This window comes from Chromobacterium sp. HL1, from assembly GCF_057418835.1.
Genome location: NZ_CP162399.1, coordinates 2,795,736 through 2,809,202 on the forward strand (window position 1 = coordinate 2,795,736; position 13,467 = coordinate 2,809,202).

Consider the following 13,467-nt stretch of genomic DNA (forward strand, 5'->3'; position numbering starts at 1 on the left):
CTGCGCGGCTTGCAATTCTTCTTCGCTCATTACTCTTTATCCCCCAGAGGCTCGTGAAAATCATTCGCGCCGGCCAACACTTGCTCCACCTTCAGCGCATAGCGCCCCTGCACGGTGCCGTAGCTGGCTTCAAACACCGGAATGCCCGACACATCGGCCTCCACCCGTTCCGGAATCTCCAACATCACCACGTCGCCGTTCTTCAAATTCAGAATCTGACCCAAGGTCACCTTGGTCTGGCCCAAGGTCGCCACCAGCTCCACTTCCGCCGCCTGCACCTGATGCGTCATCAGGTTGACCCAGCGGTTGTCCACCTCGGTGCGGTCCGCCTGCATGGTGCTGGACAGCATGTCGCGGATGGGCTCCACCATCGAATACGGCAGACAGATATGGAAATCGCCGCCTCCGGCGCCCAGTTCGATATGGAAGGTCATCGCCACCACCACCTCGGTGGGCGTGGCGATGTTGGCGAACTGGGTGTTCATTTCAGAGCGCAGGTAGACGAACTCGATCGGGTGCACCGGCTCCCAGGCCTTCTGGCATTCGACGAACACCACGTCCAGCAAACGGCGGATGATGCGCTGCTCGGTGGGGGTGAAGTCACGGCCTTCCACCCGCACATGGTAGCGCCCGTCGCTGCCGAACAGATTGTCGACGATCAGGAAGACCAGATCCGGGTCGAAAATCAGCAGGCCGGTGCCGCGCAAAGGCTTGACGTGCACCAGGTTGAGGTTGGTGGGCACCACCAGGTTGCGGATGAACTCGCTGTACTTCTGCACCCGCACCGGCCCAACCGAGATTTCCGCGTTGCGGCGGATGAAGTTGAACAGGCCGATGCGCAGATTGCGCGCGAAACGCTCGTTGATGATTTCCAGCGTCGGCATCCGGCCGCGCACAATGCGCTCTTGCCGGCCGATATCGTAGCCGCGGACGCCCTGCGCGTCCCCGCCGCCGCTGTCATCCTCATCCTCCCCGGAGACGCCCCTGAGTAGGGCATCTACCTCTTCCTGGGAAAGAATATCGTCGCCCATGCCGCTTACTGCTTCTGGATGATGAAGGAAGTGAAGAGCACGCTTTCCACCGGCTGCTCCTCGCCGGCGTCCATCGACTCATTGATGATCTGCTTGACCTGGGCTTTCAGCCGCACCTTGCCGTCCGGCGTCGCCAGCTCGACCGCGGACTTGGACGACAGCAGCAGGATCAGCGCGCTGCGAATCTTGGGCGCGTAATCGGTGAATTTCTTTTTGGCTTCCTCGTCGGCCAGCTCCGCCTGCATGTCCACCTGCAGCAAAGAGCCGTCGTTACCGGCCAGATTCACCACGAAAGTGTCCAGCTTTTCAAAGATCGGCGGACCTTCTTTTTTCTTCTTGGGTTTTTCCTTGGTCTGCTCGGCATGTTCGCCGGCCGCCGCCGGTTTATTCATATTAGTGAACATGTAAGCGGCCAAGCCCCCCACCGCGGCCAACACCAGAACCAGCAACACAATGACGATCAGCATCAATTTGCCGCCGCCCCCTGCTTTTTTCTCTGCTTTTTCCGCTTTTTTATCTTCTGCCATATACCTGCCCTGTTCACTGGGTGTTCATAGTGAAATCTTAAACGATTTCTTCACTATATTTTCTAATTTTAGATGCCAATTGAACAGGGGAGATTATCACAAATGATCAGGCGAAAATGCTGAGAATGCCTCGAGCGGCCTTGATGCTGCTCAATGCATCCATCGGCTCGGGCTCGGCGCTCTCGTTCTCGCGCTGCGATTGTCCGCGCTGAAACGCCTGCTGTTGCTGTCCGGATTGTCCGCTGGACACTTGCGCGTCGGTCAGCTGAATGCCGCCGGCGGCCAACATGGAAGACAGACGGTGCATATTGTTTTCCAGCGCTTCGCGCGTGGCCGGCACCGCCGCGGCGAACAATACCTGGGCCTGGTCGTTGCCGTTCATCTTCAGCGTCACCTCGATCGGCCCCAATTGCGGCGGATTCAGCTGGATCTGCGCCTTGTCGGCCTTGAGGCTGACCATGCCCATCACCTGCTCGCTCATCGCCTTGGCCCAATTGGGATCGGTCACCGGCTGCTGCACGGTGAACACCGGCGTGGGCGCCGTTTGCTTGACCGCCAGCTGTTCATGCCCCTGGAGCGGCAAAAACTGCGGCAGGACCTTGCCGTCTTCCGGCAAATTTTGCTGCGCCTGCAGGGGCAGGTTGCGGGTCTTGCCAAGAGCGGCGGGCAGGGTCGCGGCGACGTCCGGCTTGAGATCCACCGGTTTGGCGCCGGTCGGCAAATCGCCGCTGGCCCGCGGCGCGGTCATCGCCTGCTGCTGGGCGGGCTGCTGCGCGGCGGCCATCAGCGGCATGCCCGTCAAGGGCGTCGCCTGCGCCTGGCCGTCCTCGCCCTTGGCCGGCTTATCCTTGTCCAGGCCTGCGTCCGCCAGCGGATCGGCGTTGGCGCCCGGCAGGAAGGAGCTGCCCAGGGCGCTCATCTGCAGACCCAGCAGGCTGGCGAACAGGTCGCCGGCGCCGGTATCGCCGGCAGTGGCCAGATTGCCGCCCGGCATATTGGCTTTGCCGCCGACCGGATTGGCCGCGGCTGCGTTCACAGGTGTCGTCATGGCCGACTCTCTACAAGTAAGACGCAGACAATAAAGCAACTAGCGTGCCAAGCGCCGGCCTTGGAGCAAGACCTTACTCCTCGCCGTGGGTGCTGTCCCAGAAACGCCGGGTGGCGAATTCGTCGCTGGCCTTTTGCTGAAGCCGCGCCTCGCGCACGGCGGCGCGCTCCTGCTCCCGCTGCAGCAGTTTTTCATAGGCCTTGAGCTTTTTGTATTCATGCTGCCAGGCCTGACGCTCCAGCAAGAAACGCTGGGTGCAGCGCTCCACCTCGCCCTGCTGTTGCACCATGGCCTCGTCCAGACGGGCGAGAAAACGCTGGAAATCCTGATACTGCAAAGCGCTGATGCCCTGAGCGCCGCGGCTGGTCAGCCGTTGCCGGTACTCGCCGCGAAACGCGTCCAGCTGCTCCTGACGCGAACGGGCGTCTGCCAGACGGCCTTGCGCCAGCCGCATGCGTTCAGCGGCGGCCTTCTGCTTGTCCTCGGCCAAGCGAATCAACAACAGGTATTTGCTCTCCGCCACGGCTCAGCCTCAGGACAACACGCCCTGCAATTGTTCGCAGCTGGACGGAAAATCCTGCGACTCATGCATAGGCTGGGTCAGAAAACCGACCATGGGCAGCTGACGCCGCATCGCCTCGTCCAATACCGGATCCGAGCCCGGCACATAGGCGCCGACGCTGATCAGATCGCGGTTGCGCTGATAGCGCGAATACAGCTGCTTGAATTGCCGGGCCAAAGCCATCTGCGACTGCGGCACCACGTCCACCATCACCCGGCTGATGGACTGCTCGATGTCGATGGACGGATAGTGGCCGGATTCGGCCAGTTCGCGCGACAGCACGAAGTGGCCGTCCAGAATGGCGCGCGCCGAGTCCGCGATCGGATCCTGCTGATCGTCGCCCTCGGACAGCACCGTGTAGAAGCCGGTGATGGAGCCGCCGCCCTCGGCGGCGTTGCCGGCGCGCTCGATCAATTGCGGCAGACGCGCGAACACCGACGGCGGATAGCCCTTGGTCACCGGCGGCTCGCCGATGGCCAGCGCGATCTCGCGTTGCGCCATCGCGTAACGGGTCACCGAGTCCATCAGCAGCAATACGTCCAGGCCCTGGGCGCGGAAATACTCGGCCAGCGCGGTGGCGTAGGCGGCGCCGTGCAGCCGCATCAGCGGCGGCATGTCCGCCGGCGCGGCCACCACCACCGAGCGGGCGATGCCCTCGTCGCCGAGAATGTTTTCGATGAAATCCTTGACCTCGCGGCCGCGCTCGCCGATCAGGCCCACCACCACCACGTCGGCCTTGGTGAAGCGCGCCATCATGCCCAGCAACACCGATTTGCCCACGCCGGAGCCGGCGAACAGGCCCAGACGCTGACCGCGCCCCACCGTCAACAGGCCGTTGATGGCGCGCACGCCGACATCCAGCACATCCCGCACCGGCGATCGGTCCAGCGGGTTCATCGGCTGGCTGTGCAAGGGAAACCAGGCGTCGGGATGAATGTCGCCCTTGCCGTCCAGCGGCCGGCCCAGCGAGTCCAGCACCCGGCCCAACAGGCTGAGCCCCACCGGCACCATGCGGCCGGACGCGCCGTCGCCGGCGGCCTGGGCCCGGGTCTTGCCGAATTGCGGCGGGTGCTGCGGCGTCAGCGGCATCACCGGCGTGCCCGGCAGCAAACCATGCACATTGCTCAGCGGCATCAGAAAGACTTTGTCGCCGGAGAAGCCCACCACCTCGGCTTCCACCAGACGCTTATCCGCCAGGGCCACCTGGCAGGCGCTGCCCACCGGCAGCTTGAGGCCCACCGCTTCCATCACCATGCCGGTGACGCGGACCAGCTTGCCGCAGGGCTGCCACAGCTTGGCGGCACGCGCGCTGTCCGCGCAATCGCGCAGCCAGGCGCGCTGGCGCTCAATCAGCGGCGGGCTCATCGTCCATTCCCAAGGCTTTGCGCATGGCGGCGATGCGGGTGTTCATGGTCAGATCCAGCCGCAACGCTGCGGTGTCTATCACGCAGCCGCCGCGCTCCACTTCCGGATCCTCTATCCATTGCCACTGGGTTTCCGGCGTCTCCTGAGCCAGAAACTCCCGCGCCACGGCCAGATCCGCCGGGTTCAAGCGCAGCCGCGCCTGAGCCAGCGTGGCCGGCAAGTCCTCCAGCGCCTCGCGCAGCAGCTCCTGAATCAACAAAGGATTCTGCCGCGCCAGCCCATGGCTCAGCTGGCCGGCGAGCTCCAGCGCCAGCGCCAGCCAGTCCGCCGACAATTCGGTTTCAAAACGGGAAATATCTTGCGCCAGCCCTGCCGCCAGCGCTTGCAGCGGCTGCCAGGCCGCGGCGAAGCGGGCCTCCTGCTCGGCGCGCACCTCGGCCAGCCCTTGCTCGCGCCCGGCGGTCAAACCTTCTTGATAACCGGCGGCGCGGCCGGCTTCCTCCCCGGCCTCATGACCGGACTGCCAGGCTTCCTGATGGATGGCTTCCAACTCCGCCGCGGTGGGATAACCGCTGACCGCGCGCTCGTTTTCGGCCCCGCCGGTTTCCGCTTCGGGCTCGGCCGGGGCCGGCTCGGCGGCGGACTCCGCCTGCGCCTGCGCCTGCTCCTGCTGGCGGCGGCGCTGCTGCGCCAGCTCCATCAGTTGCACCGGCGTCAGTCTCTGGGTCAGGCCGTCCAGCGCGTTGGGACTCCAACTGCTCCAGCCCTCCAGCTCCTCGCCGGGGATGATGGGATTACTCGACGAGACCTTCATCACCGCCCTTGCTGCCTAGCACGATCTGGCCGTCGTCGGCGAGCTTGCGCACCACCTTGAGGATTTCCTTCTGCTCGGCCTCCACTTCGGACAGCTTGACCGGGCCCTTGGACTCCAGGTCGTCGCGCAGCATTTCCGCGGCCCGCTGCGACATATTGCGGAAGATTTTGTCCTTGAGCTCGGCGCTGGTGCCTTTGAGCGCGATGACCAGAGAATCGGACTGCACTTCGCGCAGAATGGTCTGGATCGAACGGTCGTCGATTTCCAGGATGTTCTCGAACACGAACATCTTGTCCTGAATGCGCTGAGCCAGTTCCGGGTCGTACTCGCGGATGTAGTTGAGCGCGGCGGCCTCGACGTTGGAGCCCATGAAGTTGAGGATTTCCGCGGTCAGGCCAATGCCGCCGGCCGCGCTCTTCTTGATGCGGTCGGAACCGGACAAGAGCTGGGTCAGCACGTCGTTCAGTTCGCGCAGCGCCTGCGGCTGCACGCCCTCCAGCGTGGCGGTCCGGATCAGCACTTCGTTGCGCATCCGCTCCGGGAAGAAGGACAGAATGGAGCTGGACAGATCCGGCTCCAGATGCACCAGAATGGTGGCGATGATCTGCGGGTGCTCGTTGCGGATCAGGTCCGCGGCGGAAGAAGGGTCCATCCACTTCAGGCTTTCGATGCCGCTGTGGTCGTTGCCCTGCATGATCTTGTCCAGCAGGTTGGCCGCCTTGTCCGGTCCCAGCGCCTCGATCAGCACATTGCGCAGGTATTCGTCTGACGCGCCGATGCTGGCGCGCGCCGCGCACTCGCCCTTGAATTCGCTGACCACCTCGTCGATCTGTTCGTAGCTCAGATTATTGATCGCCGCCATCGCCAGCGAAATTTTCTGCACTTCCTTGGGACCGAGGTATTTGAACACCTCCACCGCCTCGGCCTGCCCCAGGCTGAACAGCAACACCGCGCTTTTGCGCACTCCGTTCTCACTCATCGGCGCTTATCCATTCCTTGATGATCTGGGCCGCCATGCGCGGATCGGATTTCACCATTTCACGCACCGCTTCCAGATTGGTGGTGTATTGCCGCATCTGCGCTTCGCGCGGATCGCCGCCGCCCGCGGCGCCGCCGGCGTGACCGGCCGCGCCCTCCTCGCCTTCTTCTCCGGCCACGCCCAGCAGGCGGCCGCCCGCGGCGGCGGCCTGCGCCGCGGCCTCTTCTTCGCTGCCCTTGGCCGGCGCCGGCGGCTTGACCAGATCGCGCATGATGGGCCGCACCACGCCGAACAGCAGGTAGAGCACCGCGATGGTCAGCAGGCCGTACTTGATCAGGCTGGAGCCGTTGCTGGCCACGTAGTCGGTGACTTTTTCCTGCAGCGTCGCCGGCACTTCGGCGTCGGCGAAGGCGGCGTTGACCACGTTTAGGGTGTCGCCGCGCTGGGTGTTGAAGCCCATCGCCTCCTTGACCAGATTATTGATCTGCTGAACCTCCTGCGGGGTCAGCGGCGTCGGCTTCATTTCGCCGTTCTTATCCGGCATGCGCCGGTAATTGACCACCACGGCGGCGGACAGGCGCTTGACGCCGCCCTGCGGCATCTTGGTGTGCTGGATGGTCTTGTCGACTTCGTAATTGGTGGTGATGTCGCGTTGCAGCGTGCCGGACGCGCCCATGGTCTGGCCGGACAGCGTGGCGGTGCCCGGCGCGGCGCCCGGCGGCAAGGTGATCGGAGCGGAGGCGGCCGACGGCGGCTGATTGGACAAGGCCCCCGGCACGCCGGACGGCAACGCCGCGCCGTTGTTCAGTTTTTCGCTGATCTGCTGGCTGCGGGTGGAGGACGGATTGGGGCTGGAATTGGGCTTGAAGGTTTCCGAGGTCTGCTCCACCTCGGCGAAATCGACGCTGGCGGTGACCTGGGCGCGAGAATTGCCCTTGCCGAAGATCGGCTCCAGGATATCTTCGATGCGCTTGACGTAGCCCTCTTCCACCTGGCGCACATAGCCCAGCTGGCGCTGATCCAGGCCCGAGTTCTCGTCCGGCCCGTTCTGTTTGGACAGCAGATTGCCGTCCTGATCGACGATGGTGACGTTCTTGACCGGCAGATTGGGCACCGAGCTGGACACCAGGTGCAAAATACCGGCGATCTGCCCGGCGTCCAGCATGCGGCCGCGGAACAGGCTCAGCATCACCGAGGCGGTGGGCTGCTGCTGTTCGCGCACGAAGACGCTTTGCTTGGGAATGGCGATATGGACGCGGGCGGTCTCCACCGAGCCCACCGCTTCAATGGTGCGCGCCAGCTCGCCCTCGATGGCGCGCTGGTAATTGACTTGCTCGGCGAACTGGCTGATGCCGAACTTCTGATTGTCCATCAGTTCGAAACCGACGCCGCCGGCCTTGGGCAGGCCTTGCGCCGCCAGCTTCAGGCGCGCGTCGTAGACCTTGTCCGAGGGCACGGAGATGGTGCCGCCCTCGCCCAACTGATACGGCACGTTCATCTGCTGCAGCGAAGCGGCCACCTGCCCGCCGTCGCGGTCGGAGATATTGGAGAACAGGACTTTATAGCTGGGCGTGCGGTTCAACACCACCGCGCCCACGATAACAGCGAAAATGGCGGCTACCGCCGCGAGGAACAGGACTTTTTTATTGTTGGGAAGCGCTTTGAAGCGATCGGACGCTTCATTCATGCGGCTTCGCCAAACGGGCGTAGCGTTTTCTTCTGCCAGGTCAGCCATACAGTGGTTTTAGGTTCGAGCCCACCGCCGCCGGCTGGTCGGGTCCGGCAGCGCTAGACTTGGGTATTCATGATTTCCTGATAGGCGGTGACCAGCTTGTTGCGCGCCTGAACCATGGTCTGGAACGACAGGCTGGCTTTCTGCAGCGACACCATCACGTCCTGCAGGTTGACCCCCTCGTCACCCAATTCAAATTGCTTCTGCATCTCCTGCGAAGTCTGCTGCGCCGAATTCACCTGCTCCAAGGTGGACTTTAGCACAGCGGAGAAGTCCACCTGGGACGCTTCCGGGGCCGTAGCGGCGGGCTTGCCCGCGGCCAGGGCCGAGGCGGTGCGCAGCTCGCCCAACAGTTGATCGATATTTGGCACTGACATGGTTACTCCAAGCCATTTCCATCTGGAACCTCCTGACATCCGTCGGCTGCGTCTTCATCACGGTAACGCTGCAATTTATAGCGCAAGGTGCGCTCGCTGATGCCCAGTTTTTCCGCGGCCAGCTTCTTGACGCCGCCCACTGCGGTCAAGGTTTCCAGAATATGGCGTTTCTCTAGCGTTTTCATGTCGGTTTCATCCGACACGGAATAGTCTTTTTCAGACGCTGTCCGGGTAACCTGAGCCGCGCCGGAGTCGTGATCCAGCAGCAGGTCGGCGGCAAAAATTTCCGCCCCGGCGGCAAGAATCACCGCCCGCTGCACCACATTCTCCAGTTCGCGGATGTTACCCTCCCAACTATAGGCCGTCAAATGACGTTCCGCATCCTCGGACAGGATCAGATTGCCTCTTCCGGCGGCCTCTGCGTACTTTTTAAGCATGATTCGTGCCAGCGGCAGAATATCGTCGCGTCGCTCGGCCAGCGCGGGGATGCGCATCGGGAACACGTTCAAACGGAAATACAGGTCCTCGCGAAATTGCCCCGCGTCCACCGCGGCCTGCAAATCGCGGTTGGACGTGGCCAGCACGCGGATGTCCAGCTTCAGGGTGCGCGTGCCGCCGACGCGCTCCACTTCCCGCTCCTGCAGCACGCGCAGCAGCTTGGCCTGCAGCGACAACGGCATCTCGGTGACTTCGTCCAGCAGGATGGTGCCGCCCTGCGCCTGTTCGAACTTGCCCGGCAAGGCCTGGGCCGCGCCGGTGAACGCGCCGCGCTCATGGCCGAACAAGGTGGACTCCAGCAGGTTTTCCGGGATCGCCGCGCAGTTGACCGCGACGAAAGGCCCTTCGCAGCGCTTGGAGTGCCGATGGATGTAACGCGCCAGCACTTCCTTGCCCACGCCGCTGGGGCCGGAGATCATCACGCTGACGTCGCTGCCGGCCACGCGGCCGGCCAGCGCGAACAGCTGCCGCATCGCGGCGGACTCGGCCACCACCTCGCCGCTCGTCTCGCTGGGCATGCGCAGCAAATGCTTTTCCACTTCGGCGATCAGGCTGGCCGGCTCGAAAGGCTTGAGCAGGTAATGCGCGGCGCCCGCGCGCAGCAGTTCAATCGCCCTTTCAATGACGCCGTAGGCGGTCATCAGGATGAAGGGCACGCCGGGATAGCGCTTTTTCGCTTCCTCGAACAACGCGTAGCCGTCCATCGGCGCCATCTGGGCGTCGGATACGATCAGCCCCACCGGGGCTTCTTTCAATTTGGCCAGGGCCGCGGCGCCGTCGCCGGCCTCCAAGGTGGGATAACCGGCCAGGCTTAGGGTGTCGACGATGGCTTCGCGCAGGTCCGCGTCGTCTTCCACCACCAGAATAGGGAGATACTTCATGTCTTCTTGTTCTATCAGAGGGTTAAGCCGAGCCGCCGGCTTGTTGTTGCTTTTGCGTGGCCAGCACCGACAAACGCGTGGCGATGCTTTCCAAGGCCAGCACTTCGTGCGCGCCGCCCATGGCGATGGCCTCCTTGGGCATGCCGAACACCACGCAGCTGGCTTCGTCCTGGGCGATGTTCCAGGCGCCGGCCTGCTTGAGCTCCAGCATGCCGCTGGCGCCGTCCCGCCCCATGCCGGTCAGGATCACGCCGATGCAGTTCTTGCCCACCAGATTGGCGGCGGAGCGGAACAGCACGTCCACGGACGGGCGATGCCGGTTGACCGGCGGCCCGGCGTGCAGGCCGATGGCGTAGCCTATGGTGGGCGCCGGCTTGATCAGCAGATGGGAATGGCCGGGCGCAATGTAGACGGTGCCGTTTTGCAGCCGTTCATTGTCCTCGGCTTCCTTCACCGTCAGCTTGCACAAGGTGTTCAGACGCGTGGCGAAGGAATGGGTGAACATCTCCGGCATATGCTGGGTGATCAGGATGGGCGGCATCGAGACCGGCAGCGCGGTCAGCAAGGTGCGCAACGCCTCCGTACCGCCGGTGGAAGAGCCGATGACGATCACCGCCTGGCTGGCCAAGGGCACTTTGCCGGCCTGCTTGGGCAAGATAATGTCGGCGTTGTGGCTGGGCACTACGTCCAGCGGCTTCTTGGCCGCGTTTCCCCTCGTCAGCTGCCCCATACGCGTCCTTGGCTTTCTCTGGTTATTGTAAAAACAGCCCGCGCGCGCGGCGCCGCCGCGTCAAACGGCTTCATGGCGCCGGCTCCGTTTCGGCGTCCGCGATGCGGGCCAGCCAGGCGTCGCAAGCCGCCTCCACCAGATCCAGCACAGTGTCGAAACCGCCTGCGCCGCCGTAATAGGGATCGGGCACGTCGCGGGCGGCGCCGGACAGCGGCTCCAGCAGCAAATGCAGCTTGCCCCGATAGGATGGCGGACATTGGGTATTTAACAAAGCCAAATTTTGCCGGTCGGCGGCCAAAATCCAGTCGAAACGCTCGAAATCGCGCGCCTCCACCTGTCTTGCCCGCAAATCGGACAGGTCGTAGCCGCGACGCAGCGCCGCCTGACAGGTGCGCCGGTCCGGCGCTTCGCCGACATGGTAGCCGTGCGTGCCCGCCGACTCCACATCAATCCGCGCCTCCAGGCCCGCGCGCTTCAGCTTGGCGCGCATCACCCCTTCCGCCGTTGGCGACCGGCAGATGTTTCCCATGCAAACAAATAAAATGGACAAGCAATCGTTCTGGCTCATGGACGGCTTCGGCTCTCTATTTTTATTCAGTATGGGATTCAGGCACCCACTCGCCCCGATCTTATCACTTCCGCCGCCGGCTACGCGTCCGCGAGAAAGGCGCCGGCTATTTTCCCTCCGCCCCCGCGGCTAACGCAGCGCCGGCAAATCCATGCCGGCCAGATAGCCGGCCGCGATGCAGGCGCTGCGCGTCGAGTCGAACAGCAGGCCCACTCTTTCCGCCTCGTCGGCCAAGCCCTCCTCCGCCGCCAGCGCCAAGCGCTCCAGCCCGGCGCAGGATCCGCCCAGCGCGCTGAAGCCCAGGGTCAGCGCGGCCCCCTTCAGATTGTGCGAATGGCGTCGCACCTGATCTCGCTGACCGGCCAGCGCGGCGGCCAGCAGCTCGTCGACCCGGCCCACCTTGCCGGCGAAGAATTGCGCCACCAGCTCCCGGTATTTTTCCAGGGTCAGCATTTCGGTCATTTTTTCGATCATCGCCACGTCCAGCAAGGCCGGCAGCAAGGTGGGCTCGGCGTTCGGCTCCCGCGCCGGCCCATTGCCGAACTGACGCTCCAGCATGGCGTGGAACTCCGTCACATGCAGCGGTTTGGCCAGGAAATCGTCCAGGCCGCCGGCCAGAGCCTTGTCCCGCGTTTCCGCGAGGACGTCCGCCGTCAGCGCGACGATCTTCATCCCCGGCGTCATCGCGCGCTCGCGCAAATGCCCGGTCGCCTCGATGCCGTCCATCGCCGGCATGTGCAAGTCCATCAAGACCAAGTCGAAGGGCTGCCGGGCGGCCGCCTCCACGGCTTCCGCGCCGTCCTGGATCACGGTGACCAGATGCCCTTGCTTTTGCAGCATCGCCTGCATGTATTTGCGATTGATCGGATTGTCGTCCACCACCAGAACGCGCAGCTGACGCTCCAGCCCCGCCGGGTCCGCTTCCGAGCCCGTCTTGGCCCGGCCCTCCGGCGCGTTCATCGCCTGCAAAGGCAGCGACAGCACGAAGACGCTGCCGGCGCCCAGCGCGCTGTGCACGGTGATGTCGCCGCCCATCAGCTGCGCCAGGTTCTGGGAAATCTCCAGCCCCAGGCCGCTGCCGCCGTACTGACGCACGGTGGAGCTGTCGCCCTGGGAGAAACGCTTGAACAAGCGCGCCAGCGTGGCGTCGTCCATGCCGATGCCGGTGTCCCGGACCGTGATCCGCAGCACGGCGCCGGCTTCCGCGCCCGATTCCGCGGCCTCCGCCTGTATGGTTACCGCGCCGATCTCGGTGAACTTGATCGCGTTGCTGAGCAGATTGAGCAGGATCTGCCGCAAGCGGGTGGGATCGCACAACACCCATTCGGGCACGTTCAAATCCAGCGCCATGCGCATGGCCAGCCCTTTGGACACCGCTTGTCCGCGCATCAGGCTTTCGCATTGCAGCAGCAGTTGTCGCAGATTGCACACCGTGGGCAGCAGATCGAGCTTGCCCGATTCCAGCTTGCTGGCGTCCAGCACGTCGTTCAACAGAGCCATCAGGTGGCGGGCGGATTCTTCGGCGGTCTTGATGTAATCGGCCTGCACCGGCGTGGGATTGCAATCCCCCAGCAAGGAGAGCATGCCCAGCACGCCGTTGAGCGGGGTGCGGATTTCATGGCTCATATTGGCGAGAAACACGCTTTTCGCCATGCTGCCGGCCTCGGCCTGAACCCGGGCCTGCTCCAGCACGTCGGTCAGTTCCTCCAGTTCGTGGCGTCGGCGTTCCAGTTGCCGCAGCTGCCGCACCACGATGGTGGCGAAGCCCAGGATCAGCGCCCATTCGAAGGCCATCAGCCAATTGCTGACCACGATGTGCTGCTGCATGCTTTTATTGCGCGCGTCCACCTGTTCCGCCATGCGCTGGTTGGCCACCAGCGACAGGTCGTGCAGCGGACCGCTCAGCAAGTCCAGTTCGGTGTCCAGCCGCCGCAGGCCGTCCAGTTCCAGCTCCGCGCCGGATTGGCGGCCGAAATAGGCGTCGGCCTTGCGGATGAAGGCGTCCAGTTTGGGCCGGGCCTGCTGGTATTCCTGGGTGCCGTCCAGCAGGCTGGAATACAGGCCGTGGTCGACCACGCCCACGCGACTGACGAAGATGTCGTAGCGCTCCTGCAGTTCGGCCCGGTCCTGCTCATGGTTCAGCACATGTTCTATCGTCGTCTGCAGCCGCATCGATTCGGTTTCGAGCTGAAAGTAGGCCCATACGATATTGTCGCCTTCGTAGCGCGCCGCGGTGTTCAGCATGTCCGCCTGCCGCACCTGGATATAGGCCACTCCGGCGAACACGCAGGCCAGCGTCGCCCCGATCAAGATCAGGCTGCGCCAGGCGGAATAGCTTCGCTGCGGCGTCTTCAT

13 protein-coding genes are annotated in these 13,467 nt (G+C 64.0%); all 13 read right to left on the reverse strand.

The window, feature by feature from the left end; all coding sequences use genetic code 11:
* Nucleotides 1-29: 29 nt before the first annotated feature.
* Nucleotides 30-1,031: a flagellar motor switch protein FliM gene (gene fliM, locus AB1Z25_RS12545; protein ID WP_048413985.1), complete on the reverse strand. Its 1,002-nt coding sequence runs from the start codon at nucleotides 1,029-1,031 to the stop codon at nucleotides 30-32.
* Nucleotides 1,032-1,036: 5 nt separating this feature from the next.
* Nucleotides 1,037-1,498, reverse strand: a complete 462-nt coding sequence (locus AB1Z25_RS12550; RefSeq protein WP_227107866.1) for a flagellar basal body-associated FliL family protein — start codon at nucleotides 1,496-1,498, stop codon at nucleotides 1,037-1,039.
* 166 nt (nucleotides 1,499-1,664) lie between these two features.
* Nucleotides 1,665-2,606 (reverse strand): flagellar hook-length control protein FliK, encoded by a 942-nt coding sequence (locus AB1Z25_RS12555; protein WP_486635376.1) that lies wholly within the window; start codon nucleotides 2,604-2,606, stop codon nucleotides 1,665-1,667.
* A 73-nt stretch (nucleotides 2,607-2,679) separates the two neighbouring features.
* Complete coding sequence (gene fliJ / locus AB1Z25_RS12560; RefSeq protein WP_227107862.1) at nucleotides 2,680-3,108, reverse strand: flagellar export protein FliJ; 429 nt, start codon at nucleotides 3,106-3,108, stop codon at nucleotides 2,680-2,682.
* 30 nt (nucleotides 3,109-3,138) lie between these two features.
* Nucleotides 3,139-4,533 carry a flagellar protein export ATPase FliI gene (gene fliI, locus AB1Z25_RS12565; RefSeq protein ID WP_227107860.1) on the reverse strand — a complete coding sequence of 465 codons (1,395 nt, stop codon included), beginning with the start codon at nucleotides 4,531-4,533 and terminating at the stop codon, nucleotides 3,139-3,141.
* Nucleotides 4,514-5,347 carry a flagellar assembly protein FliH gene (locus AB1Z25_RS12570; RefSeq protein ID WP_486635377.1) on the reverse strand — a complete coding sequence of 278 codons (834 nt, stop codon included), beginning with the start codon at nucleotides 5,345-5,347 and terminating at the stop codon, nucleotides 4,514-4,516. The genes fliI and AB1Z25_RS12570 overlap by 20 nt, the downstream gene beginning before the upstream one ends.
* The gene (gene fliG / locus AB1Z25_RS12575) at nucleotides 5,328-6,326 is read right to left on the reverse strand and encodes a flagellar motor switch protein FliG (RefSeq protein ID WP_048413990.1); all 999 of its coding nucleotides are present in this window, start codon (nucleotides 6,324-6,326) and stop codon (nucleotides 5,328-5,330) included. Before fliG ends, AB1Z25_RS12570 begins: the two co-directional genes overlap by 20 nt.
* Complete coding sequence (fliF, locus tag AB1Z25_RS12580; RefSeq protein WP_227107856.1) at nucleotides 6,319-8,013, reverse strand: flagellar basal-body MS-ring/collar protein FliF; 1,695 nt, start codon at nucleotides 8,011-8,013, stop codon at nucleotides 6,319-6,321. Before fliF ends, fliG begins: the two co-directional genes overlap by 8 nt.
* 101 nt (nucleotides 8,014-8,114) lie before the next feature.
* Entirely contained in the window at nucleotides 8,115-8,435 is a 321-nt protein-coding gene (gene fliE / locus AB1Z25_RS12585) for a flagellar hook-basal body complex protein FliE (RefSeq protein WP_019099998.1), read from the reverse strand.
* Nucleotides 8,436-8,437: 2 nt separating this feature from the next.
* Nucleotides 8,438-9,814, reverse strand: a complete 1,377-nt coding sequence (locus tag AB1Z25_RS12590; RefSeq protein ID WP_107799666.1) for a sigma-54-dependent transcriptional regulator — start codon at nucleotides 9,812-9,814, stop codon at nucleotides 8,438-8,440.
* Nucleotides 9,815-9,836: 22 nt separating this feature from the next.
* Nucleotides 9,837-10,544, reverse strand: a complete 708-nt coding sequence (locus AB1Z25_RS12595) for a chemotaxis protein CheB (protein ID WP_107799667.1) — start codon at nucleotides 10,542-10,544, stop codon at nucleotides 9,837-9,839.
* A gap of 70 nt (nucleotides 10,545-10,614) precedes the next feature.
* Entirely contained in the window at nucleotides 10,615-11,112 is a 498-nt protein-coding gene (locus AB1Z25_RS12600) for a low molecular weight protein-tyrosine-phosphatase (protein WP_255411647.1), read from the reverse strand.
* A 129-nt stretch (nucleotides 11,113-11,241) separates the two neighbouring features.
* Nucleotides 11,242-13,467 carry an ATP-binding protein gene (locus AB1Z25_RS12605; RefSeq protein ID WP_227108577.1) on the reverse strand — a complete coding sequence of 742 codons (2,226 nt, stop codon included), beginning with the start codon at nucleotides 13,465-13,467 and terminating at the stop codon, nucleotides 11,242-11,244.

Excerpts from the sequence above, each read along its gene's own strand:
- fliM (WP_048413985.1), bottom strand. The coding sequence starts at position 1,031 with ATGGGCGACGATATTCTTTCCCAGGAAGAGGTAGATGCCCTACTCAGG.
- fliG (WP_048413990.1), bottom strand. The coding sequence starts at position 6,326 with ATGAGTGAGAACGGAGTGCGCAAAAGCGCGGTGTTGCTGTTCAGCCTG.
- AB1Z25_RS12550 (WP_227107866.1), bottom strand. The coding sequence starts at position 1,498 with ATGCTGATCGTCATTGTGTTGCTGGTTCTGGTGTTGGCCGCGGTGGGG.
- AB1Z25_RS12595 (WP_107799667.1), bottom strand. The coding sequence starts at position 10,544 with ATGGGGCAGCTGACGAGGGGAAACGCGGCCAAGAAGCCGCTGGACGTA.
- AB1Z25_RS12570 (WP_486635377.1), bottom strand. The coding sequence starts at position 5,347 with ATGAAGGTCTCGTCGAGTAATCCCATCATCCCCGGCGAGGAGCTGGAG.
- AB1Z25_RS12600 (WP_255411647.1), bottom strand. The coding sequence starts at position 11,112 with ATGAGCCAGAACGATTGCTTGTCCATTTTATTTGTTTGCATGGGAAAC.
- AB1Z25_RS12605 (WP_227108577.1), bottom strand. The coding sequence starts at position 13,467 with ATGAAGACGCCGCAGCGAAGCTATTCCGCCTGGCGCAGCCTGATCTTG.
- AB1Z25_RS12555 (WP_486635376.1), bottom strand. The coding sequence starts at position 2,606 with ATGACGACACCTGTGAACGCAGCCGCGGCCAATCCGGTCGGCGGCAAA.
- AB1Z25_RS12590 (WP_107799666.1), bottom strand. The coding sequence starts at position 9,814 with ATGAAGTATCTCCCTATTCTGGTGGTGGAAGACGACGCGGACCTGCGC.
- fliF (WP_227107856.1), bottom strand. The coding sequence starts at position 8,013 with ATGAATGAAGCGTCCGATCGCTTCAAAGCGCTTCCCAACAATAAAAAA.
- fliI (WP_227107860.1), bottom strand. The coding sequence starts at position 4,533 with ATGAGCCCGCCGCTGATTGAGCGCCAGCGCGCCTGGCTGCGCGATTGC.
- fliE (WP_019099998.1), bottom strand. The coding sequence starts at position 8,435 with ATGTCAGTGCCAAATATCGATCAACTGTTGGGCGAGCTGCGCACCGCC.